At 73.3% G+C, this 21,384-nt stretch carries 20 protein-coding genes; 12 read left to right on the forward strand and 8 right to left on the reverse strand.

What is annotated here, in order from left to right:
- Nucleotides 1-15: 15 nt before the first annotated feature.
- The 6 genes from IG99_RS07870 (at nt 16) to IG99_RS07895 (ending at nt 5,956) form a co-directional block, all read left to right on the forward strand.
- Entirely contained in the window at nt 16-336 is a 321-nt protein-coding gene (locus IG99_RS07870) for an L-rhamnose mutarotase (RefSeq protein ID WP_037671256.1), read from the forward strand.
- A 46-nt stretch (nt 337-382) separates the two neighbouring features.
- Nucleotides 383-1,807, forward strand: a complete 1,425-nt coding sequence (locus IG99_RS07875) for a BNR repeat-containing protein (RefSeq protein WP_037671257.1) — start codon at nt 383-385, stop codon at nt 1,805-1,807.
- A gap of 79 nt (nt 1,808-1,886) precedes the next feature.
- Nucleotides 1,887-2,921, forward strand: a complete 1,035-nt coding sequence (locus IG99_RS07880) for a LacI family DNA-binding transcriptional regulator (RefSeq protein WP_037671259.1) — start codon at nt 1,887-1,889, stop codon at nt 2,919-2,921.
- A 101-nt stretch (nt 2,922-3,022) separates the two neighbouring features.
- On the forward strand, nt 3,023-4,324 hold the full coding sequence (locus tag IG99_RS07885; protein ID WP_037671261.1) for an alpha/beta fold hydrolase: 1,302 nt from the start codon (nt 3,023-3,025) through the stop codon (nt 4,322-4,324).
- Between the two features lie 12 nt (nt 4,325-4,336).
- Complete coding sequence (locus IG99_RS07890) at nt 4,337-5,080, forward strand: PIG-L deacetylase family protein (RefSeq protein ID WP_037671262.1); 744 nt, start codon at nt 4,337-4,339, stop codon at nt 5,078-5,080.
- A gap of 45 nt (nt 5,081-5,125) precedes the next feature.
- Nucleotides 5,126-5,956, forward strand: coding sequence for a pentapeptide repeat-containing protein (locus IG99_RS07895; RefSeq protein ID WP_037671264.1), 831 nt, complete (start codon nt 5,126-5,128; stop codon nt 5,954-5,956).
- Here IG99_RS07895 and IG99_RS07900 read toward each other — a convergent pair.
- A complete protein-coding gene (locus IG99_RS07900; RefSeq protein ID WP_037671265.1) occupies nt 5,918-7,435 on the reverse strand; it encodes a cytochrome P450 in 1,518 nt (505 codons plus the stop codon). The two genes, IG99_RS07895 and IG99_RS07900, sit on opposite strands and share 39 nt — an antisense overlap.
- 143 nt (nt 7,436-7,578) lie before the next feature.
- Here IG99_RS07900 and IG99_RS07905 point away from each other — a divergent pair, with 143 nt between their 5' ends.
- Both IG99_RS07905 and IG99_RS07910 read left to right on the forward strand, forming a co-directional pair.
- Nucleotides 7,579-8,181 carry a TetR/AcrR family transcriptional regulator gene (locus IG99_RS07905; protein ID WP_037671268.1) on the forward strand — a complete coding sequence of 201 codons (603 nt, stop codon included), beginning with the start codon at nt 7,579-7,581 and terminating at the stop codon, nt 8,179-8,181.
- A 101-nt stretch (nt 8,182-8,282) separates the two neighbouring features.
- The gene (locus IG99_RS07910) at nt 8,283-9,008 is read left to right on the forward strand and encodes a DUF2470 domain-containing protein (protein ID WP_037671269.1); all 726 of its coding nucleotides are present in this window, start codon (nt 8,283-8,285) and stop codon (nt 9,006-9,008) included.
- On the opposite strand, the gene IG99_RS07915 is transcribed toward IG99_RS07910, so the two are convergent.
- From IG99_RS07915 to IG99_RS07930, 4 genes are all read right to left on the reverse strand, one after another.
- A complete protein-coding gene (locus IG99_RS07915; protein WP_051865020.1) occupies nt 8,976-10,250 on the reverse strand; it encodes a lactonase family protein in 1,275 nt (424 codons plus the stop codon). The two genes, IG99_RS07910 and IG99_RS07915, sit on opposite strands and share 33 nt — an antisense overlap.
- A gap of 112 nt (nt 10,251-10,362) precedes the next feature.
- Nucleotides 10,363-11,400 (reverse strand): hypothetical protein, encoded by a 1,038-nt coding sequence (locus tag IG99_RS07920; RefSeq protein ID WP_037671271.1) that lies wholly within the window; start codon nt 11,398-11,400, stop codon nt 10,363-10,365.
- A 61-nt stretch (nt 11,401-11,461) separates the two neighbouring features.
- Nucleotides 11,462-12,700 (reverse strand): FUSC family protein, encoded by a 1,239-nt coding sequence (locus tag IG99_RS07925; protein ID WP_037671273.1) that lies wholly within the window; start codon nt 12,698-12,700, stop codon nt 11,462-11,464.
- 129 nt (nt 12,701-12,829) lie between these two features.
- Nucleotides 12,830-13,324, reverse strand: a complete 495-nt coding sequence (locus IG99_RS07930) for an FBP domain-containing protein (RefSeq protein ID WP_037671275.1) — start codon at nt 13,322-13,324, stop codon at nt 12,830-12,832.
- Between the two features lie 83 nt (nt 13,325-13,407).
- Between IG99_RS07930 and IG99_RS07935 the strand changes: the two genes are divergently transcribed.
- Nucleotides 13,408-14,322: a DUF3626 domain-containing protein gene (locus tag IG99_RS07935; protein ID WP_037671277.1), complete on the forward strand. Its 915-nt coding sequence runs from the start codon at nt 13,408-13,410 to the stop codon at nt 14,320-14,322.
- On the opposite strand, the gene IG99_RS07940 is transcribed toward IG99_RS07935, so the two are convergent.
- Both IG99_RS07940 and IG99_RS07945 read right to left on the reverse strand, forming a co-directional pair.
- Nucleotides 14,262-14,930 carry a PAS domain S-box protein gene (locus tag IG99_RS07940; RefSeq protein ID WP_394297986.1) on the reverse strand — a complete coding sequence of 223 codons (669 nt, stop codon included), beginning with the start codon at nt 14,928-14,930 and terminating at the stop codon, nt 14,262-14,264. The two genes, IG99_RS07935 and IG99_RS07940, sit on opposite strands and share 61 nt — an antisense overlap.
- On the reverse strand, nt 14,923-15,519 hold the full coding sequence (locus tag IG99_RS07945; protein WP_037671474.1) for an HD domain-containing protein: 597 nt from the start codon (nt 15,517-15,519) through the stop codon (nt 14,923-14,925). The genes IG99_RS07940 and IG99_RS07945 overlap by 8 nt, the downstream gene beginning before the upstream one ends.
- 163 nt (nt 15,520-15,682) lie before the next feature.
- Between IG99_RS07945 and IG99_RS07950 the strand changes: the two genes are divergently transcribed.
- The 3 genes from IG99_RS07950 (at nt 15,683) to IG99_RS07960 (ending at nt 20,219) form a co-directional block, all read left to right on the forward strand.
- Nucleotides 15,683-18,856 (forward strand): cytochrome P450, encoded by a 3,174-nt coding sequence (locus IG99_RS07950; protein ID WP_037671278.1) that lies wholly within the window; start codon nt 15,683-15,685, stop codon nt 18,854-18,856.
- Between the two features lie 39 nt (nt 18,857-18,895).
- Complete coding sequence (locus IG99_RS07955) at nt 18,896-19,858, forward strand: phosphotransferase family protein (protein ID WP_037671279.1); 963 nt, start codon at nt 18,896-18,898, stop codon at nt 19,856-19,858.
- Between the two features lie 94 nt (nt 19,859-19,952).
- On the forward strand, nt 19,953-20,219 hold the full coding sequence (locus IG99_RS07960) for a hypothetical protein (RefSeq protein WP_037671282.1): 267 nt from the start codon (nt 19,953-19,955) through the stop codon (nt 20,217-20,219).
- Nucleotides 20,220-20,292: 73 nt separating this feature from the next.
- On the opposite strand, the gene IG99_RS07965 is transcribed toward IG99_RS07960, so the two are convergent.
- Nucleotides 20,293-21,321 (reverse strand): SDR family oxidoreductase, encoded by a 1,029-nt coding sequence (locus tag IG99_RS07965; RefSeq protein ID WP_037671284.1) that lies wholly within the window; start codon nt 21,319-21,321, stop codon nt 20,293-20,295.
- Between the last annotated feature and the right edge of the window lie 63 nt (nt 21,322-21,384).

Below are 21,384 nucleotides of genomic sequence, written 5' to 3' on the forward strand. Positions count from 1 at the left end.
CCTGGAGGGTTGTTGATGCAGCGCGTGTGCTTCCTGCTGAAGGTCAGGGCGGACCGCCTCGACGAGTACCGTGAGCGGCACGCCGCCGTGTGGCCCGAGATGCTTCAAGCCCTCTCGGCCACCGGCTGGCACAACTACTCGCTCTTCCTGCGCGAGGACGGCCTGCTCGTCGGATACCTGGAGACCGAGGACTTCGCCGCCGCCCAGGCCGGTATGGAAGCCACCGACGTCAACGCCCGCTGGCAGGCGGAGATGGCGCCGTTCTTCGAGTCGCTGGACGGCGCCCGGCCCGACGAGGCCATGAAACCGCTCACCGAAGTGTTCCACCTCGCTTGACCCCCGTACCCGCAGTTCCCGCTCGCCGACAATGGAGTCCCCCGAGATGAACAGACGTACGCTGCTGGGCGCCGCCCTCGCCAGTGCCGTGGTGGGTCCCGCCCTCGCCGCCGGCACCGCCCGCGCCGCCGACCCCGGCCCCTCGGTCAGCCGTACCGGCACCACCACGCTGGACAGCCAGGCCATCTTCTTCGTGTCCTACGACGGCCTGGTCAACAACAACTCGTTCCAGAAGAACGGGCTGCTGACCTACAAGGGCTACCAGTACGCCGTCTGGTACACCGCCGACCGCAACGCCGTCGTCGGCCGCCGCGTCCTCGGCGGGAGCACCTGGTCCACGGTCCAGGTCGGCCACACCCTCAAGACCAACGACTCCCACAACGTCATCTCCATGGGCGTCTCCAAGGTCGACGGCCGCCTCCACCTCAACATGGACTCCCACAGCGACGGCTTCACCTACGTCAAGTCGGTGGCGGGCCTGATGGACAACCCGGCCGGGCTGAGCTGGACCGCGAGCCGCTTCGGCGCGCCCCAGTCCACGCTGGACGGACTGGCCCTCACCTCGCAGTTCACCTACCCGCAGTTCGTCGCCACCCCCGACGGCAAGCTCCAGCTGAGCTACCGCGTCGCCATCTCCGGCAACGGCCGCAACGCCGTCGCCGAGTACGACGGCTCGACCTGGACCAACCTCGGCGAGTGGTCCAGCTCCACCGGCACCTACACCAGCGAGCACGGCTCCTCGACGGCCCGCAACATGTACCTGCACGGCATCGACTACGACGTCAACGGCCGCCTGCACGCCTTCTTCACCTGGCGCGAGCAGAACGGCGCCGTGATGTGCAACAGCGGCGGCATCACCAACCACGACACCGGCTACGTCTTCTCCGACGACCGGGGCCGCACCTGGCGCAACAACGCGGGCACCGTCGTCGGCACCACCGGCGGCTCCGACAAGGTGGCCGTCACCGACAGCGGCCTGGTCGTCGACCCGCTCAACCCGGACCACTCCCTGATGAACCAGGAGAGCCAGTTCACCGACTCCGCCGGCCTGCCGCACGCCATCATCAGCTACGTCCCCGGCCGCTTCGGGCAGTGCACCACCAACTACGTCGCCGACCGCACCGCCAACGGCCGCGCCTTCCACCTCCGCAAGAACTCCTCCGGCGCCTGGCAGAAGACCGAGATCCCGGTCCCGCTCAACTCCAGTCAGCGCACCAAGCTGTTCCTGGACAAGTACGACAACGCTTACGCGGTCTTCCCCTTCGGGAGGATCGCCGGCGCGTCGAAGGCCTCCGGCTACACCGACTGGAAGCTCCTGTTCGACGGCAGCGGTCTCAACGCCTTCGGCGAGGTCGTCATCGACGAGATGCGCGTCCGCACGGACAACGTGCTGTCGTTCATGTACCAGGAGAAGTCCAGCGGTACGACCCCGTCGGCGCTGCACGTCGTCGACTTCGCCCTGCCCGCATGAGAGGGTCTGGCGGGTGCCGCCGTGACGGTACCGTGAAGGCGTGCCCGCCACCCCTCGTTTCCCTGGAGGTCCCCGCCTGATGGCCCAGTCGGTGGGTATCAAGGACGTCGCCCGTGCCGCCGGAGTCTCCGTCGGCACGGTGTCGAACGTCATCAACCGGCCGGACACCGTCGCCACCGAGACCCGGGCGCGCGTCCAGTCCGCCATAGACCGGCTCGGCTACGTCCGCAGCGAGTCCGCGCGGCAACTGCGCGCGGGCCGCAGCCGGATCATGGGGCTGCTCGTCCTCGACATGGGCAACCCCTTCTTCGTCGACGTCGCGCGCGGTGCCGAGCGGGCCGCCCGGGACGCCGGGCTCGGTGTGATGGTCTGCAACAGCGCCGAGAGCGTCGGCGAGGAGGCCGAGTACCTGTCGCTCTTCGCCGAGCAGCGGGTGCGGGGAGTGCTGCTCACCCCGGCGGACGCGACCGGCCGCAACATCGAGTCGTTCCGCCGGCACGGCATCCCGTTCGTCCTGGTGGACCGGGTCGCCGAGGGCACCACCGAGTGCTCCGTCTCCGTGGACGACGTGGCGGGCGGCGCGCTCGCGGTGCGGCACCTCATCGACGCCGGACACCGCTCCATCGCGTACGTCAGCGGCCCGCCCGGCTTCAACCAGGTCCGTGACCGCCGCACCGGCGCGCTGAACGCGCTGGCCGAGGCGGGGCTCGGTCCGCAGTGCCTGCGCGAGCTGCCCACCGAGCGGCTCGACGTCGCCGCGGGCCGGGACGCCGGAGCCCGGCTGCTCGGGCTTTCCGACCGCCCCACGGCCGTGTTCTGCGCCAACGACCTGCTGGCCCTCGGCGTCCTGCAGGCCATGTACGCGGCCGGTGTGGACGTCCCCGAGGACCTCGCGATCGTCGGCTACGACGACATCGAGTTCGCGGCCGCCGCGGCCGTCCCGCTCACCTCGGTGCGCCAGCCCGCCGTCACCCTCGGCGCCCTCGCCGCCGAACTGCTCCTGGAGGAGACGGAGGAGACCGCCACGGGCACCCCGGCCCGGCCGCACGAACACCGGCGCGTCGTACTCCAGCCGGAACTGGTGGTCCGCCGTTCCAGCCTGTCGGCCCGCTGAGCGGCGGTTCAGTAGCCGACCTTGATCCAGGGGCTCCCGCGCGGGCCCGGACATGTGCTGAACTGGGTCGCGGCCCGCACCCCGACCGCCCTGGAGCTCCGTTGACCGCCAGCTACCGCCAGCCCGGCCTCGTCCTCACCGACCGGCACTTCACCGTGCCGCTCGACCACGGCGACCCGGGCGGGGAGACGATCGAGCTCTACGCCCGTGAGGTCGTCGCCGCCGACAAGGCGCAGCGCGACCTGCCATGGCTGGTCTACCTCCAGGGCGGCCCAGGCTTCGGCGCCCAGCGCTTCGTCGGCAGGCAGGCGTGGCTGGCCCGCGCGCTGGACGAGTACCGCGTCCTCCTCCTCGACCAGCGCGGCACCGGCCACTCCACCCCGGCCAACCGCCAGACGCTCCCGCTGCGCGGCGGCCCCGCCGAACAGGCCGACTACCTCACGCACTTCCGCGCCGACGCCATCGTCCGCGACTGCGAGGCGATCCGCCCGGCCGTCACCGGCGGCGCCCCCTGGACCGTCCTCGGCCAGAGCTTCGGCGGCTTCTGCACGGTGAACTACCTCTCGACCGCCCCCGAGGGCCTGAGCACCGCGATCATCACCGGCGGCCTGCCCTCGCTCGACGCGCACGCCGACGACGTCTACCGCGCCGCCTACCCGCGCATCGAGCGCAAGGTGGACGCGCACTACGCCCGTTACCCGCAGGACGTCGAACGCGCGCGGGCGATCGCCGAGCACCTCACCCGGCACGAGGTGGTCCTCCCGAACGGCTACCGTCTCACCGTCGAGGCCTTCCAGTCCCTCGGCATCGTCCTCGGCGGCAGCGAGGGCAGCCACCGCCTGCACCACCTCCTGGAACACGCCTTCGTCCGCACGCTCCAGGGCCCGGCCCTCTCCGACGCGTTCCAGGAGGAAGTCCAGGGCCTCCTGTCGTACGCCGGCCACCCCCTCTACGCCCTCGTCCACGAGGCGATCTACGGCCAGGGCACCCGCCCCACCGCATGGTCGGCCGAACGCGTCCGCGCCGAGTTCCCGCAGTTCGACGCGGCCAAGACCCTCGCGGGCGACGGGCCGCTGCTCTTCACCGGCGAAACCGTCCACCCCTGGATGTTCGACTGCGACCCCGCGCTGCGCCCCCTGCGCGAGACCGCCGAACTGCTCGCCGCGCGCACCGACTGGCCGCCCCTCTACGACCGCGCCCGCCTCGCCGCCAACGAGGTGCCGGTCGCGGCGGCCGTCTACCACGACGACATGTACGTCGACACCGCCCACTCCCTCGACACCGCCCGCGCGATCCGCGGCCTGCGCACCTGGGTCACCGACGAGTTCGAGCACGACGGTGTCCGCGCGGGCGGCCCACGGGTCCTGGACCGGCTTCTGGCCCTGGCGCGCGACGAGGTCTGACAGGCTGGCCCCATGACCGAGCCGACGAACACCCAACTCCAGCCCATGCCCGACGACTGGCGGCGTGCCCTCGCCGTCGTCGCGCACCCGGACGATCTCGAGTACGGCTGCTCGGCGGCGATCGCCGCGTGGACCGACGGCGGCAGGGAGGTCGCCTATGTGCTCGCCACCCGCGGCGAGGCGGGCATCGACACACTGGAGCCGGCGAAGTGCGGCCCGCTGCGGGAGCGGGAACAGCGGGCGAGCGCGGCCGTGGTCGGGGTGTCGTCGGTCGAGTTCCTCGACCACCGGGACGGTGTCGTCGAGTACGGCACCGCGCTGCGCCGCGACATCGCCGCCGCGATCCGCCGGCACCGCCCCGAGCTGGTGATCACCCTCAACCACCGCGACACCTGGGGCGGTGTCGCCTGGAACACCCCCGACCATGTCGCGGTGGGGCGCGCCACCCTGGACGCGGCCGCGGACGCGGGCAACCGCTGGATCTTCCCGGAACTCGTCGAGCAGGGCCTTCAGCCGTGGAACGGGGTGCGCTGGGTCGCCGTCTCCGGTTCCTGCTCACCCACCCACGCCGTGGACGCCACGCCGGGCATGGAGCGCGCGGTGCGGTCGCTGCTCGAACACCGCACCTACATCGAGGTGTTGACGGACGAGGACCCCGAGACGTACGTCCGCGCGTTCCTGACCCGGAAAGCCGAGACCACGGGGGAGCGGTTCGGCGGGAAGCCCGCGGTCTCCTTCGAGGTGTTCGGCAGGTAGCCGCCGCGGCGCGGGGCGGCCCGGGGCGCACGTAGGCTGATCGTCATGTCAGATCGAACAGCCGACCGGGCCGCGCTGCGCGGCGACTGCGCGCAGTGCTTCGGCCTGTGCTGCGTGGCCCTGCCCTTCGCCGCCTCCGCCGACTTCGCCCTCGACAAGGACGCGGGCCGGCCCTGCCCCAACCTCCAGGGCGACCACCGGTGCGGCATCCACGCGAAGCTGCGGCAGAAGGGGTTCACCGGCTGCACGGTCTACGACTGCTTCGGCGCCGGACAGAAGGTCTCGCAGGTCACCTTCGGCGGGCAGGACTGGCGCACCGGGCCGCGCGAGCACGCCCGCCGCATGTTCGACGTGTTCCCGGTCGTCCGGCACCTGCACGAACTGCTCTGGTACCTCACCGAGGCCCTCGCGCTGCCCGCCGCCCGTCCGGTCCACGCCGATCTGCGGCGGGCCCTGGAGCGTACCGAGGACCTCACCCGGCAGACCCCCGAGGAACTCGCCGCGCTGGACGTGGGTACCCACCGCCAGGAGGTCAACGTGCTCCTGCTGCGGACCAGCGAACTGGCCCGGGCCGGGGTCCGCGGCCGCGGCAAGGACCGCCGGAACGCGGACCTCATGGGCGCCCGCCTCCGGGGCGCCGACCTGCGCGGAGCCACCCTGCGGGGCGCCTACCTGATCGCCGCCGACCTCACCGGGGCCGACCTGCGCGGCGCCGATCTGATAGGCGCCGACCTGCGGGACACCGACCTCACCGACGCCGACCTGACCGGCGCGTTCTTCCTGACCCAGCCACAGCTCAACGCGGCCCGGGGGAGTGCGGGCACCCGCCTGCCAAAGTCAGTCACCCGTCCCGTGCACTGGGCAGCGGGGCGCTGACGACGGTTCCTCCAGGGCGGGGGGAGCGGTGGCGGCCGTCGGGGAGGCGGTGGAGGTGCGCCGCTCCAGGCGCAGCCGCAGCCCGTCCGGCATCAGGGTCAGCCGTTCGGTCACCCGCAGCCGGTAGCCCGGGTCCGGGACCAGCTCGTAGCGGCGCAGCAGCAGACCGAGGACCAGCACCGCCTCGTGCAGGGCGAACTGGCGCCCGATGCAGGCCCGCGCCCCGGTCCCGAAGGGCTTGTAGGTGTGCGGGGCACGCGCGCGGACGGCCCGGGCGTCGAAGCGGTCCGGGACGAACCGGTCGGCGTCCGCGCCCCACACCGAGGGGTCCCGGTGCACCATCGGGGTGAGCACCAGCGCCCAGGCCCCTCGCCGCATCGGATGGTCGCCCGCCAGCACCGTGTCCTCGCGGGCCTCCCGCGCGAAGGCCGGCGCCGTCGGCCACAGCCGCAGCGTCTCGTCCAGCACCCGGCGCACGTACCGCAGTCTGGCCACCTGGTCGTAGGCCGGGACCACGGAATCGCCCCACACCCGGTCCACCTCGGCGCGGGCGCGGGCCGCGACGTCGGGATGCCGGGAGAGGTAGTGCAGCGCGAAGGAGAGCGCGCCCGAGGTCGTCTCGTGACCGGCGATCAGGAAGGTGATGACCTGTCGGCGCACGTTCTGCGGGGACAGCCGCTCCCCGGTCTCCGGGTGGGCCGTCTCCAGCATCCGGTCCAGCAGGTCGCCGTTCCCGCTCGCACCGCGCCGGGCCCGCACCAGGTCGTCGACCGTGCGGTTGAGGTGGGCGATGTCGGCCTCGTTGCGGCGCGCGGCCCGTCGCAGCAACAGCCGTGACGGCACGGTGTCGAGGAGCAGCGCGTAGGTGAGGGTGCCCACCATCGCGGAGACGAAGGGGTGGGGCCGGGTGCGCTCGAAGGAGCCGAAGTCGTGCCCGAACCCGGTGCGTGCGATGGTCTCCAGGGTCAGCTTGGTCATGTCGCCGGGCACGTCCACGGACCGGCCCGCCGCAACCGCGTGGTCCCAGTGGGCGGTGAGCCGCTCGGCCACCGCCAGCATCATCGGGTGGTAGGCCGCCATGGCCTCGCGGCTGAAGCCCGGGGCCAGTACGTCGTGCGCCAACTGCCAGTTGGGCTCGTGGTTGTACGCCGTGAACAGCGCGTCCCCGGCGACGGGACGCAGGTTGGCTATGCCCAGGCCGACGTGCTTGGCGAAGCGGGCCTCGTCCGCCAGGTCGGCGGCGAGTGAGGCGCCCCCGACGAACACGAACTCCTTGCCGAAGCCCTTGCGCCGGAAGATCGGCCCGAGCCGGCGGCCGAAGCGGATGTTGTCCTGGAGGGGGTTGTTCCGGCTCACCCCCAGGAGGTCGCCGAGCCAGGGCAGCCGGTGCGGGGGATGGGGGATGCGGTGCAGCTCGGGCCAGGCCGAAGCGGCGCCGCGCGGGCCCTTCGTCGGTACGGCCCCCGTCGTCGTCGCCATGACGCGATCTCCCTCGGTTCGGCGGCAGTTGGGCGTGCGGGACGTGCGTGTGACGTGCGGTGCGGGACCCCGTGTTGTACGTGGGGTCAATAACGCGGTCAGTCTCGACCCGTTGTTGAACCGGCGTCAAGTAAGGTGCGGGGATGGCCGCGAACCAGCAAGCGCGTACACGCCGCCGGCTCAGCACCGAGGAGCGCAGGGAACAGCTGCTGTCGGTGGGGGCACGGCTGTTCTCGGAGAGCCCCTACGACGACGTGTGGATCGAACAGGTCGCCGAGATCGCCGGGGTCTCCCGCGGGCTGCTCTACCACTACTTCCCGACCAAACGGGACTTCTTCGCCGCGGTCGTCGAGCGGGAGAGCGAGCGCATGCTGCGGCTGACGGCGGCCGTCCCCGGCGTCCCCGTGCGCGATCAGCTCGCCGCCGGTCTCGACACCTATCTGGAATACGTGCTCACCCACGCCCACGGCTACCGCGCCTTCCACCGGGCCGACGCGGCCGGGGACCAGACCGTGCGCCGGGTCTACCAGCGGGCCCTGGCCGCACAGGAACGCCAGATCCTGGCGACCCTGGCCGCGGACCCCGAGTTCGGCCCGGCCTTCGAGGAACGCCCCGACGTACGGCTGGCGGTGCGGGGCTGGCTGGCGTTCATCACCGCGGTCTGCCTGGAGTGGCTGCGCAGCCCGGACCTGTCCCGGCGGCAGGTGCGGGAGTTGTGTGCGCGGGCGTTGCTGGGCGTCCTCTGAGCCCGCACCGTCGTGAACGTCCGCGGCCGGGCCGGGGGCGGCGGTTGGCCTGCACCCGGATCTCCGATAGGTTAGGCAAGGCTTACCTAAGGAGGTCTGGGATGGGTGACAGCCAGAGCTGGACGGCCGCGCCTGCCGCGGCTCAGCGGGCGCGTTCCGTGCTCGCCACCGCGTGGTCCTGCGCGGTGACCACGGACGGCGGACGCGAGGAGTTCGTCGGCGCGCACAGTGTCGCGGACGACGGCCGGGTGCTGCTGCGCGTGCCCGAGGACAGCGCCCTGCTCACGGCCGCGATCTGCGCGCCGCGCGGCGAGCCGTCCGCCGTGCTGGAGTTCGCCGACGTCGCGCCCGTCCCCGTGCACAGCCGGATCCGCGCCCGGCTCTGGCTCGCCGGCTGGTTCGCCCCCGAGGACGAGCACCTCGTCTTCACGGCCACCCGTGTCGTCCTCAAGGAGCCGTCCGGCGCGGTGGTCGTCGACCTCGACGAGTTCGCCGCCGCCGCACCCGACCCGCTGGCCGGAGCCGAGGCGCGGCTGCTGACCCACCTGGCCGACTGCCACGCCGACGCCGTCGAACGGCTCACCCGGCTCGTCGAACGCGACAGCCTGCACGGTGCCGTCCGTGTCCAGCCGCTCGCCGTCGACCGGCACGGAATCACCCTGCGCATCGAACGCGCCCGCGCCCACGGCGACGTACGCCTGCCGTTCCACACGCCCGCCGACGACGTCGCGCAGCTCACCGAGCGGGTGCACGTCCTGCTGGCACAGGCGAACGCGGCGGCCTGCCCGCGCGCCCTACAGCGGCAGCGCACAGACGGCGACGGGTGACGCGAACGGCTCGCCCGCGAGGCGCAGTTCGCCGCGCCCGACGTCCACGTGGAAGACGCTGACCGTGCTCGACCTCTGGTTCGCCGCGAACAGCAGCCCGCCGTCCGGCGAGAACGCGATCTGCCGCGGGAAGTCCCCCTCCACCGGCACCGTGCCGAGCAGCCGCAGCCGGGCGCCGTCCGCCTCCACCGCGTACCGCGCGATGGTGTTGTCGCCGCGGTTGGCGAGGAACGCGTACGCGCCGTTGGACGTCACCAGGATCTGCGCCGGGTAGTTGGTGATCTTCCCGCCGCCCTTGCCGTTTCCGGTGGACTGCGGGTCGCCGATGGTCAGGCGGCCGCTCGTGGGGTCGTAGGCGCAGACCGTGACGGTGTCGTCGGTCTCGTTGGCCAGGTAGGCGTACCGGCCGCCGGGGTGGAAGGTGAGGTGGCGCGGCCCGGCGCCCGGCCGGGTGTGGGCCTGCGCGGTCTCGGTGAGCGTGCCCGCCCTGGCGTCCAGGCGGTAGGTGTAGACGGTGTCCGTGCCGAGGTCCACAGCGAGGACGTGGCCGCCGTCGGGGCTGGTGACGAACTGGTGCGCGTGCGGGCCGTCCTGGCCCGGTCCGGGAGCGGGCTTCGCGTGCCTGACCGTGTCGGTCGCCTCGCGCAGGCCCCCCGACGCCTCGATCGGATGCACGGCCACGCTGCCCGAACCGTAGTCGGCGCTCAGCAGCCACCGGCCGCTCGGATGGACGGAGAGATGACAGGGCTGGGCGCCGCCCGTGGCACGGCTGCCCAGGATCTTCCGGTCGGCGAGGCGTACGGCGGTCACGGTTCCCCGCTCGCGCTCGTTCACCGCGTACAGCGTCCGGCCGTCCGGGTGCACCGCGAGATACGACGGGTCGGCGACGCCGGTGAGGGCGTCGCCGCCGGTGACGCGGCCGGTGCCGGGGTCGTAGGTGGCCACGCCGATGCCGGTGCCGCCGCCCTCGACCGAGGTGTAGGTGCCGATGTAGAGCGGGCGTGGGCCCGTGGGCTGCCCGGTCGGCGACGGCGAGGACCGGCTGCTCCCCTCGGGGCGCGGCGATGCGCCGTTCGCCCGCGGCGGTGCGGGGTCCGAGGAGTTCCCACAGGCCGCCACGGCCGGAAGCGCCGCCGCCCCGCCGAGAGCGGCCACGAAACGGCGCCTGCTCCAGCCGCCCCCACTCTCGGCTCCGCCCGAGCGGGGGGACCCCCATCGTGACGCGTCCGTACCACTGCCCATGCCCGCACCTCAGGTCGTCGGTTCCCCGGTCGTCACAGCCACCTTCGCCCGGATCACCCGCCCGCTGCAAAAGAGGCGCGGGGCGTTGCGCGGGGCGCAACGCGGGCAGCGGCTACCAGTCGCCGTCCTCGACCGGCTCGCCCTTGACGTGCTGCACCTGGTCGGGCGCGGGGGCCTGCCAGGGGTCGAGGTCGTCACCGAGCCACTCGCCCACCGGTTTGACCGCACCGAGCGTGTCGGTGGGGGTGAGGTCGTCGGCGTCGGCGTCGTAGTAGTCGTACCAGGGCAATCCCGCACGCGTGTACGCCGCACGGTCCACCGGCGACGGCGGGGGCGCCTCACCGGTGATGCGGCGCCACTCCGGAGGCGTCACCAGGTGGACGAAGACCCGCCCGGCGGGCCGCTCGGCCCAGTCCGCCGCAGGCCGCTCGTCCCGGTAGACCTCCTGACGCATCGAACCGCCGACCCCGAGGCCCATGGCCGCCGCGGCCCGCGGCGGGCCCCCGGGAGCGGCCGCGGGAGCCGCGCCCGGCGCCATCGGGGCGGATACCGGCATGGGGGCCCCATAGAAGCCTGCCGCCCGCACGGAGCGCTGCGCGGCCCTGCGCCGCTCCTCCTCGCGCCACGGCGCCAGCACCTCGTCCCGCAGGGGGAAGGACTGCAGCTGCACGCCGCCCCAGACCTCCTCGCCCGTGACCTGGCCCTCGACCGTCGCGCCGAGGCCCAGCGGCACCGCCACGAACTGGCGGACCGTGCCCTTGCCCGAGTTGATGCCGTCCAGCCAGGGCTGGCGGGGCAGCACCACGTAGTTCTGCGGGTGCCGGGAGAGCCGGTCGCTCCACGGTTTCCCCGAGACCGCGCACACCTTGCCCACCCCGACCTGCAGCGCGGCGGGCTCGGTCGTGCCCGTGAAGCTCAGCCACATCGCCTCGCGCAGATACACCGGGAGCATCACACCACCGCGCGCCCGCCACTGCTCCGGCACGGTGTCGGGGAAGTCGGCGACCCGGCGGACCGGGAACTCCCCGAGCCCGGGCGGCAGCGGATGGGTGCCGGTCTCGGGCAGCCGCAGGGTGCGCACGAACCGCACCGCCACCCCGCCCGGCAGCCGCAGCGTGTTCCCGTCGATCCGTACGCCGGTCTCGGCCATCGGCTCGCTCCCCCTCGTCCCGCGCCGGCCCGGTCCCGGCGCTCTCTCACCGAGAACGCCCTCAGAGCCCCGTGCGGTTCCGCCACAGCTGTTCCTGAACGCCGAGGCGCTCACGCAGCCGGGTCAGGCGCGGCAACCGTTCGCGCTGCTCCCGCGACACGCGGTCCAGTTCCTCCAGCAGGCGGCGCGAGCGGTGCTCGGTGTCCAGCTCGTCGAGGATCCGGTTCACCTCCGTCAGGACGGCGCCGAGCAGCTGCCAGTGCTCGACCTCGTGTGCGGACTCCGCGCGCAGCAGCTGCGCCAGCTTGTCGCGCGTGCCCACGGCCGCGCGCAGCTCCGCGGTCAGCCGCGCCTCCGCCGACTCGGCGCTCTCACTGAGATGGGTGGTGACCAGCACCGCGAAGCTCACCACGGCGTCGGCGATCTCGGACAGCAGCTGCTCCACCGCGGCGCCCGTCTCCGACGCGAACAGCGGCTTCGGCGCGCGGGCCTTGGCCAGGTCGGTGAGCGTGCGTGCCAGGACCCGCAGCACCACCGTGCAGATCTCCAGCGTGTCCAGCCCGGTGCGCAGCACCACCCGGTGCAGCAGGCCCTCCCGCACCCGCGGATTCAGCCGCAGGCTGTCCTCGGCCTGCCGCAGGGCCGCGTCCACCTCCACGATGTCGTGGTCGAGCCGGCGCGCCTCGTGCAGCCGCGCCGCCGCCTGCTCCACGGGAGTACGGCCGGCCGCCTCCTCGCCGACCCGCAGCATCAACTGCCGTACCCGGCGCGCCAGACCCTCGATCGACTCGCCCGCCTCCTCCACCCACACCGGCGGTGCGAGCAGCAGATTGATGGCCAGCCCCACCACCGCGCCGATCAGGGTCTCCACGATCCGCGCCCAGGCCGTGTCCCCGACCGTGGTCACGCCGAGCACCAGCATGGCGCTGATCGCCACCTCGGGGACGTACTCGTCCACCCGCACCAGCCGCCCGACCGCCAGCGCGGCCACGATCAGCAGGGCGAGGCTCCACCAGGTCAGACCGACCAGCAGACTGAAGGCGATGGCGACGAGCACGCCCGCCACCACGGCGTTCACCCGGCGGATGCCATTGGTGAGCGTGGCGTACAGGGTGACCTGGACGACCAGCAGCGCGGTCAGGGGGGCGGTCAGCGGCGCGGGCTCGGGGCTCAGGCGCAGCGCGATGACGTAGGCGATCGTCGCGGCACCCGCCGACCGCAGCGTCTGGACGACCACGGGCTCCCGGTACCGCCTCGCCAACCCCACCAGGGACGACGGCCACTCACGTACGTCTTGCATCCTTTGGCCTGTTCCCCTTCCTGAGGTGCGTCGAACGCGCTCAGGGGACTGTAACCGTCCGCGTGCGGAGGAAGACCCCCGTCTCGACCAGTGGTTTTTTCCTGCCTCGGTTCGGGGGGACCTCGCCGCTCAGACGTACAGCGTGTCGAGGAAGGCGGACAGATTGGCGGTGGTGCGGGCGATCTGTTCGTCCAGGGTGAGGCTCTCCTCGAAGCGACTACCGGACTCCGGGGACTTCTTGCCCCGTACGTACAGGGAACAGGCCAGATCGGTGCACATGTACAGGCCGATCGAGTTGCCCTCGCGGCCGGCCGGGCCCGCCTTGCGGGCGGTCATCAGCGAGACCCCGCCGCCCGGGTGTGTGGTCAGACAGAGGGAGCACATGCTGCGGTGCAGGAAGCCGCGCCGCGAGGACGGAAAACGGAAGGTCACGCCGACCGGCTCGCCCTGCCGTTCGGTGACCAGGTAGCTGCGGTTGGGCGCGCCCGGATCACGCCAGCCGAGGAAGTCCAGGTCGTCCCAGGGGCGTTGGTCGAGATCGCGGGGAACCGCCAGGCGTTTGGCCTCGCCCTTGGAGCAGTTGATAAAAGAGTTGCGGATGTCCTGCTCGGTGAGTGACCTCATGGAGTGCCTCCGGGGCGCCGATCTTCGAAACCTAGTAGGCCTAGGTTTTGGCCTAGGGTAATTAGCTTGCCGAGGGAGAGCCAATGGATTTCCGGGAGGTCGCCCCACCGCGTGCCCGGGAGGCGCTGCGCCATGTCGCGGCCCGTTCGGCGGGACCGCCCGTCGACCCCGCCCTGCGTATCACGCTGAACTTCCACCCGGACCGGTCGGCCCGTGCTCTGCCCATCCTCCATGCCCTGGCCCGGGACGGCTCCTACCACTCGCAGTTCGTCACCGGTACCGGCAACGGCGGCCTGACCGCGCACCCGGGTGGCGACCGCTGGCGCTGGGAGAGCAGGATCTTCGGCGGCGCGTACGACGACGCGCCCGCGCACGAGCGGCCGGTGTACGGGGCGCTGAACTTCCGCCGCCAGGTCGTCGGCGCCGCTCCCAGATTCGGCTCCTCCCATTTCCGGCTGACCGGCGCCGCGCTCGCCAGGGCGACGTTCTGCTACCCCGACAGCGCCGCCGAACCGGGCGACTTCGGCGTGGCCGCAGGCATGTCCCTGCTCGCGCTGGCCGAGGCCGACGAGCAGGACGCCCTCAACGACTACATAGAGGCCCAGATCCACGGCGGCGTCGACCTCACCCGGGACGTGGAGGCCCTGGTCCTGGACGCGAGCTACCGCGACACCCCCGTCGAGGAAGCGGCCCGCCGGCTCCCGGTCCCCGTCGAATGGCACCCCGGTTACCGGCTCGCCGTGGCCGAGCTGCGCCGCCACGGCGACTACCGGGGCGAGGAGTACGCCGACCTCGGCGCCCGCATCGCCGAGGACGGTCACATCGACCCGCGCGTCATCGGGGACGCCGCCCGCACCGGGCGGTACGAGATCCAGGACCTGAAGATGGTGTGGCACACCCTCGCCCGCTTCGGGGCCCCCGAGGGCGCGGGCACCGCCTACTCGGCCGGAGCGGGGGAGGGGGGCCACACCCCTGTCGCCAGCACACCCAGCGCGTAGGCGCGGGCGACCAGTTCCGTACGGTTCGCCGCGCCCCAGCGTGCGGACAGGCGCCGCAGGTGGTACGTCACGCCGTCCGAGCTGAGGCCGGTCTCGCGCGCGGCGCGGACCGTCGTCGCGCCTCCGGCGAGCAGGGCGAGGATGGTGGCCTCGACCTCGGTGACCCGCACCGCCGGTTCCTCGGGGCGGGGCTCACGGTCGCCGATGACCCGCAGCATCACCAGCAGGGCGGGCGTCTCCTCCACGGTGTCGCTCACCGGGTCCGCCGTCAGCTCCCCGTACCGTTCCCGGCCGTCGGGCGCCCGCCAGACGACCGACACCTGGTACCGCGACCGGTGCCGAAGACGCAGCGCCTGCGCGATGCGCTCCACCTGGGTCGCCTCCTGCGGCCGGAACAGCTCCAGCACGGCCCGGCCGCGCAGCCGCCCCGGCGTCGTACCGCACTCCGCCGCCATCGCCGGATTGGCGAGCAGGACGTCGCCGTACACGTCGCACACCGCGACCGGCACCGCCACCCGGTCGAACAGCATCAGCGCGCGGTTGCGCCAGACCACGGCCTCCAGCCGACCCGCTTCCACCAGCACCTCCCGCCGCCCATCATCACGCATGCACGGGGTGGGCGTTCTGGTAGGCCAGCCTGCGGTCGGCGCCCTCGCCGACCGCCGTGAGGAACTCGTCCAGAGCCATGAACTCCTCCCACACCGGCCGGCCGCCCGCCCGCGAGAGCTCGCCCACCACCAGGTCCTCGAGCCCGGCGACGCGCTTGTTCTTCCAGGCCTTGTCGGCGAGGCTCACCAGCAGGTCCTCGACGCCGGTCCCCGGGGCGCCCCAGGAGGCGTGCGTGGCGGCGAAACGGGCCAGCTCCGGCTCCACCCCGTGCGCCAGCAGGAGCGCCCGCCCCGCCTCCTCGTGCGCCGAACCGGGTCCGGACAGCTCCGCCGGGTGCCGGGTCTTGCCCACGTCGTGCGTGGCGGCGCCGAAGAGCACCGCCTCCCGGTCCACGGCCAGCGCGGGACAGTACCGCTCCACCCACTCGACGAGCCGCGCGGCCACGTCGTGCACGGCCCGCAGATGGGCGACCAGTCGTGGCGGAGCGGCCAGGCGCGCCAGCAACTCGGCCGCCCTCGCGGGAAGCGGCCGCAGCGCCGGGTCGTCGGTCTCGTCCAGGGCGATCGACAGCACGTTCGCGGTGGTCATCGCGCCAGGGTAGACCGACGTCTTGCGCATCGACGCCGACTTCGCAAGCCCATCGGCCCGCTCCCGACTGCACGATCGTGTAGTGCGCGGGGCCGGGGTGACACATGGAGTGGATCACGCTGGATCGCAGTACACCCGTACCGCGAAAGGCAGTTGTCGCGCCATGCCCCCCACCGCACTGCGCCCGCAGACCGCAGACACCGTCCTCGGCGTTCCCGTCGTCGACATCTCCGCCACCGGCCCCGGCCACACTCCCGTGCAGCAGGTCATGGACCTGATGCGCGAGCACGGGCCGGTGCTGGTCCGGCGCCTGCACGGGCGGGACACCCTGTTCGTGGCCGACCTCGACCTGGTGGCCGAACTCGCCGACGAACGGCGGTTCGCCAAGCACGTCGGGCCCGCGCTGGAGAACGTGCGCGAGTTCGCCGCCGACGGCCTGTTCACCGCGTACAACGACGAGCCCAACTGGGCCAAGGCGCACGACATCCTCATGCCCGCCTTCGCACTCGGCTCGATGCGCACCTACCACCCGGTCATGCTGAAGGTGGCCCGGCGCCTCATCGACTCCTGGGACCGCGCCGCCGTCGCCGGCCGGCCGGTGAACGTCCCCGACGACATGACCCGCATGACCCTCGACACCATCGGACTCGCCGGATTCGACTACGACTTCGGCTCCTTCGAGCGCGACGAACCCCACCCCTTCGTCGAGTCGATGGTCCGCTGCCTGGAATGGGCCATGACCCGCCTCGCCCGCATCCCGGGCCAGGACCACTCCGCGGTCGACGCGGCCTTCCGAGAGAACGCCGACTACCTCGCCCGGGTCGTCGACGACGTCATCGCCGCCCGCACCGGCACCGACCAGAGCGGCGCCGAGGACCTCCTCGGCCTCATGCTCAGCGCCGCGCACCCCGCCGACGGCACCACCCTGGACGCCGCCAACATCCGCAACCAGGTCATCACCTTCCTGATCGCCGGCCACGAGACGACCTCCGGCGCGATGTCCTTCGCCCTCTACTACCTCGCCAAGCACCCCGCCGCGCTCCAGCTGGTGCAGCGCGAGGTCGACGCCCTGTGGGGCGACAGCGCCGACCCCGAACCGACGTACGACGAGGTCGGCCGGCTCACCTACACCCGCCAGGTCCTCAACGAGGCGCTGCGACTGTGGCCGACGGCCGCCGTCTTCAGCCGCCACGCCGTGGAGGACACCCTTCTCGGCGGCCGGGTCCCGCTGCGGGCCGGGCAGGCCGTCGCCGTGCTCGCGCCGATGCTGCACCGGCAGCCGGTATGGGGCGACAACCCCGAGCTGTTCGACCCCTCGCGCTTCACCGCGGAGGCGGAGGCGGCCCGCTCCGCGCACGCCTTCAAGCCCTTCGGCACGGGGGAACGCGCCTGCATCGGACGGCAGTTCGCGCTGCACGAGGCGACCATGCTGCTCGCGATGCTCGTCCACCGCTACCGGCCCGCCGACCACGCCGACTACCGGCTCACGGTCAAGGAGACCCTCACCCTCAAGCCCGAGGGCTTCACCCTGACCCTCACCCCGCGCACCGCGGCCGACCGCGTCCACGCCCCGCTCCCGGGCGCCGCCCCCGCGCAGGCGGGCGAGAGCGCCGACACGGCCGCCCTGCCCACCCGCGTCCGCCCCGGCACCGGAGTCCTGTTCCTGCACGGCAGCAATTACGGCACCTGCCGCGACTTCGCCGCCCAACTCGCCGACGAGGCCGCAGTGATCGGTTGCGAGACCCAGGTCGCCGCCCTCGACGACTTCGCCGGGGGACTGCCCACCGACCGCCCCGTCGTCATCACCGCCGCTTCCTACAACGGCCGCCCCACCGACGACGCCACCGCCTTCGCCGCCTGGCTGGAGGACACCCACGACCTGTCCGGCGTGACCTACGCCGTCCTCGGCGTCGGCGACCGCAACTGGGCCGCCACCTACCAGCACGTCCCGGCCCGCGTCGACGAACGCCTCGCCGCACTCGGCGCCACCCGCCTCACCGACCGCACCGCAGCCGACGCCTCCGGCGACCTGACCGGCGCCGTCCGCGACTTCACCGCGCGACTGCGCACCGCCCTCCTCGACCAGTACGGCGACCCGGACGCCACCGCCCCCGGCGCCGAGCCCACGGCCGCCTACGAGGTCCGCGCGGTCACCGGCGGCCCGCTCGACGCCCTCGCCGACCGGCACGGACTCGTCCCCATGACGGTCACCGAGGCGTACGACCTCACCGCTCCCGGCCACCCGCGGCGCAAGCGCTTCGTCCGCGTCGCCCTGCCGGAGGGCACCGCCTACCGCACCGCCGACCACCTCACCGTCCTGCCGGCCAACGCCCCGGCCCTCGTCGAGCGTGCCGCCGCCGCACTCGGCGTCGACCTCGACACCGTCCTGGACATCCGTCCCACCCGCCCGCGCCGCGACGGCCTCGCCGTGGACCGTCCTTTGACGGTACGTCAGCTCCTCATTCACCACGTCGAGCTGCAGGAGCGCCCGACGGCCGCCCAGCTCGCCGTGCTCTCCGCCGCCAACCCCTGCCCGCCGGAGCGCATGGCCCTGGCCGCCCTCACCGACGACCCGCGCACCCTCGTCGAGGTGATCGAGGACTTCCCGGCCCTGCGCGGCGCCCTGGACTGGTCGCACCTCCTCGAGCTGCTCACGCCGCTGCGCCCGCGCCACTACTCGATCTCCTCCTCGCCCGCCCTCGATCCCGGCCACGCGGACCTGATGGTGTCGCTCCTCGAGGCCCCCGCCCGCTCGGGCAGGGGCGTCTACCGGGGCACCGGCTCCGGGCACCTCGCGGACGTCGAACCCGGCGACACCGTCCTCGCCCGCGTCCAGCCGTGCCGCGAGGCCTTCCGGATCGACACCGCCGCACCGGTGGTCATGGTGTCCGCGGGGACCGGCCTCGCCCCGTTCCGCGGCGCCGTCGCCGACCGTACGGCGGCACGCGCGGCGGGCGCCGAACTCGCCCCGGCGCTCTGCTACTTCGGCTGCGACGCGCCCGACGCCGACTTCCTGCACGCCGAGGAACTGCGCGCCGCCGAGGCCGCCGGGGCGGTCTCGCTGCGGCCGGCCTTCAGCGCCGCCCCGGAGGGCGACGTGACCTTCGTACAGCACCGCATCGCCGCCGAGGCGGACGAGGTCTGGGAGCTGCTGAACGCGGGCGCCCGCGTCCACGTCTGCGGCGACGGCTCGAAACTGGCGCCCGGGGTACGGGCGGCGTTCCGTACGCTGTACCGGGACCGCACGCCGGACGCAGGCGAGGCGGACGCCGAGCAGTGGCTCGACGGGCTGATCGCGGCCGGTCGCTACGTCGAGGACGTCTACGTGGCCGGCTGACCGAGCGGCGGGCGGACCGAGAGGAAGGGTGGGCGCACGGTGGCGGACTCCTGGGAGCGGGCCCGGCGGGTCCTCGCGGACGCGGGCCTGCGGTCCGAGCACCTCGCCCACCTGGCGCCGCTCACCGGCGGGACGTACAACGCCGTCGACGAACTCCGCCTCACCGACGGCAGCCGCTACGTGCTGAAGACAGCGCCGACCGCGGCGGGCCTGCGGCACGAGAGCCGACTGCTCGTCTCCGAGGCGGAGTTCTACCGGGCGGCCGCCCGGGCCGGCGTACCGGCACCGCGCGTCGTGGCGCTCGACGGGCAGCACCTGCTGATGACGATGTGCCCGGGCGCACCCTGGGACGACTCCGTCACCGCGACGGAACGGATCGTCCTGCGCGGGGAGTTGGGGCGGCAGGTGGCCCGGCTGCACGAGATCACCGGGCCCGCCTTCGGCTATCCGTCCGGCGCCCTCGGGCCGCTCGCCCCCGACTGGCGGACCGCGTTCACCACGATGTTCGACGCGGTCCTCGACGACGCCCGCCGATACCGGGCCCCGCTGCCCCGCCCGGCCGACGAGGTGGCCCGGACCGCCGAGCGCGCGTACGACGCCCTCGACGAGGTCACCGTCCCGCGCCTCGTCCACTTCGACCTGTGGCGGGGCAACATCCTGGTCGACCGTACGGCGGGGGAGGCCCGGATCGGCGGGCTCATCGACGGTGAGCGCATGTTCTGGGGCGACCCGCTCGCCGACTTCGTCTCCCTGGCGCTGCTCGGGGACATCACCGCCGACGAGGCGTTCCTCGCCGGCTACCGGGAGGCGGGCGGCCGCGCCGAGTTCGACCGGCCCGTGCGGCTGCGGCTGGCCCTCTACCGCGCGTACCTCTACCTCATCATGATCTCCGAGACCGTCCCGCGGGCCGCCGGCGCTGACCACATCACCTGGGTGGGGGACGTGGTCGCGCCCGAACTCGTCGCGGCCCTGACCGAGATCGAGTCGTCCACGGCCTCGTGACCCGCGCGGCCCCCGGCGCGGAGGTTTCGCAGGTCGTGGCGGAGGTACTCGCGTGTCTTTCGACGACGGGAACCCTGAGGGGAAGGAGTACGCCATGACCGAGCATCGCGTCGAAGGACCGGGCCAGAGTGACGGGCCCGTGCCGCGGGACCTGCCGGACCAGCAGGCACAGGGCGGCGAGGACCCCTGGGAGGGAGACCCCGCCCGCGCGCAGGCCGACGCCGAGACCGAGGATCCGGACAACGCCCCCCGCTCCGAGGACGTCCCGGACACGGACGAGGCGGGCACGGGCCGCCAGGGCGCCCCGCACGGAGCCACCGTCCACCCCGAACACCCCGTACCGGACGAACCCTCGGCCTGATCCCCGCCCGCACACCCACCCCGAGCCGACCGCGGCACCAGGCCCCGGTCGGCTTGATGGGCTCCGCCCTGCCTCAGCCGACCTTGCGCCCCGCCATCGGGGCCGTGTCCTCGCCCTCGCCGCGTTGCATGCCCAGGAGGAACTCCTCCAGCACCTCGGTCGCGGTGTGCCGGGGGTGCCAGCCGAGTTCGGCGCGGGCGCGGGCGGTGTCCATCATCGGCAGCCTGAGCACCGCGTCGAAGAGGTGCGGGGAGGCCGGCAGCATGTGCAGCCCCCACGCGGCGGCGATCGCCGAGCGGGCCGCCGTACGGGGCACCCGGACCGGGCGGGCGCCGAACATCTCGCCCAGCAGCTCCGCGTCGACCGTCGGCTCGGCCGCCAGGTTGAAGGCGCCGCGGACCTCGGTGGTCACCGCGAGCCGGTACGCCTCGGCCGCGTCGTCCGTGTGCAGTGCCTGCACCCGCAGTCCCGGCACATCGGGCAGGAAGCGCAGCATCTCCGGCCTGGCCAGCGGTCCGGGCAGGAAGCGGCCGCCGAAGATGCGGCGCTGTTCGCTCGCCGACTCCCGCTTGAAGAGGAAGGCGGGCCGCATCCGCACCACCCGGGTGTTCGAATGGTCGCGCTCGAACGTGTCCAGCGCCCGCTCCAGGTAGGCCTTCTCCCGGCAGTACGCGGCGTCCGGCCAGCCGTGCGTAGGCCAGGACTCGTCCACCGTGTGGTCCTTGGGTCCGGGCGAGTACGCGCCCACCGACGACGCGTGCACCAGCACCGGCACGTCCGCGGCCGCCACCGCCTCGAACACCCTGATGCTGCCCAGGACGTTGGTGCGCCAGGTCCGCGCCGGATCGTGCGTCGGCTGGAAGGCCCACGCCAGATGGATCACCGCGTCGGCCCCCTCGAAGTGCGCGGCCAGGTCGGTCCGCTCGGCCGACAGGTCGACCGCCGCCCACTCCGTCCCCGGCGGCTTCCAGTCCGGGATCCGCCGCGCCAGACCCAGTACGGAGCCCACCCCCAGGTCCTCCGAGAGCAGGCGCACCACACTGGTGCCGACATTGCCCGTGGCGCCCGTGACGACGATCCTCATGCCCGTTTCGCTGCTCACCTTCGGCTCCTCTCACCTGCTCCGCCGGGGAACGGACCGAGTACCCGGGTCACGGGCGAACCA

Source organism: Streptomyces griseus subsp. griseus (genome assembly GCF_000720255.1).
Lineage (GTDB): Bacteria > Actinomycetota > Actinomycetes > Streptomycetales > Streptomycetaceae > Streptomyces > Streptomyces griseus_I.

Bases quoted from the DNA above. Each gene is read 5' to 3' on its own strand.
- IG99_RS07870 (WP_037671256.1), top strand. From the start codon at position 16: ATGCAGCGCGTGTGCTTCCTGCTGAAGGTCAGGGCGGACCGCCTCGAC.
- IG99_RS07875 (WP_037671257.1), top strand. From the start codon at position 383: ATGAACAGACGTACGCTGCTGGGCGCCGCCCTCGCCAGTGCCGTGGTG.
- IG99_RS07880 (WP_037671259.1), top strand. From the start codon at position 1,887: ATGGCCCAGTCGGTGGGTATCAAGGACGTCGCCCGTGCCGCCGGAGTC.
- IG99_RS07890 (WP_037671262.1), top strand. From the start codon at position 4,337: ATGACCGAGCCGACGAACACCCAACTCCAGCCCATGCCCGACGACTGG.
- IG99_RS07895 (WP_037671264.1), top strand. From the start codon at position 5,126: ATGTCAGATCGAACAGCCGACCGGGCCGCGCTGCGCGGCGACTGCGCG.
- IG99_RS07900 (WP_037671265.1), bottom strand. From the start codon at position 7,435: ATGGCGACGACGACGGGGGCCGTACCGACGAAGGGCCCGCGCGGCGCC.
- IG99_RS07905 (WP_037671268.1), top strand. From the start codon at position 7,579: ATGGCCGCGAACCAGCAAGCGCGTACACGCCGCCGGCTCAGCACCGAG.
- IG99_RS07910 (WP_037671269.1), top strand. From the start codon at position 8,283: ATGGGTGACAGCCAGAGCTGGACGGCCGCGCCTGCCGCGGCTCAGCGG.
- IG99_RS07915 (WP_051865020.1), bottom strand. From the start codon at position 10,250: ATGGGCAGTGGTACGGACGCGTCACGATGGGGGTCCCCCCGCTCGGGC.
- IG99_RS07920 (WP_037671271.1), bottom strand. From the start codon at position 11,400: ATGGCCGAGACCGGCGTACGGATCGACGGGAACACGCTGCGGCTGCCG.
- IG99_RS07925 (WP_037671273.1), bottom strand. From the start codon at position 12,700: ATGCAAGACGTACGTGAGTGGCCGTCGTCCCTGGTGGGGTTGGCGAGG.
- IG99_RS07930 (WP_037671275.1), bottom strand. From the start codon at position 13,324: ATGAGGTCACTCACCGAGCAGGACATCCGCAACTCTTTTATCAACTGC.
- IG99_RS07935 (WP_037671277.1), top strand. From the start codon at position 13,408: ATGGATTTCCGGGAGGTCGCCCCACCGCGTGCCCGGGAGGCGCTGCGC.
- IG99_RS07940 (WP_394297986.1), bottom strand. From the start codon at position 14,930: ATGCGTGATGATGGGCGGCGGGAGGTGCTGGTGGAAGCGGGTCGGCTG.
- IG99_RS07945 (WP_037671474.1), bottom strand. From the start codon at position 15,519: ATGACCACCGCGAACGTGCTGTCGATCGCCCTGGACGAGACCGACGAC.
- IG99_RS07950 (WP_037671278.1), top strand. From the start codon at position 15,683: ATGCCCCCCACCGCACTGCGCCCGCAGACCGCAGACACCGTCCTCGGC.
- IG99_RS07960 (WP_037671282.1), top strand. From the start codon at position 19,953: ATGACCGAGCATCGCGTCGAAGGACCGGGCCAGAGTGACGGGCCCGTG.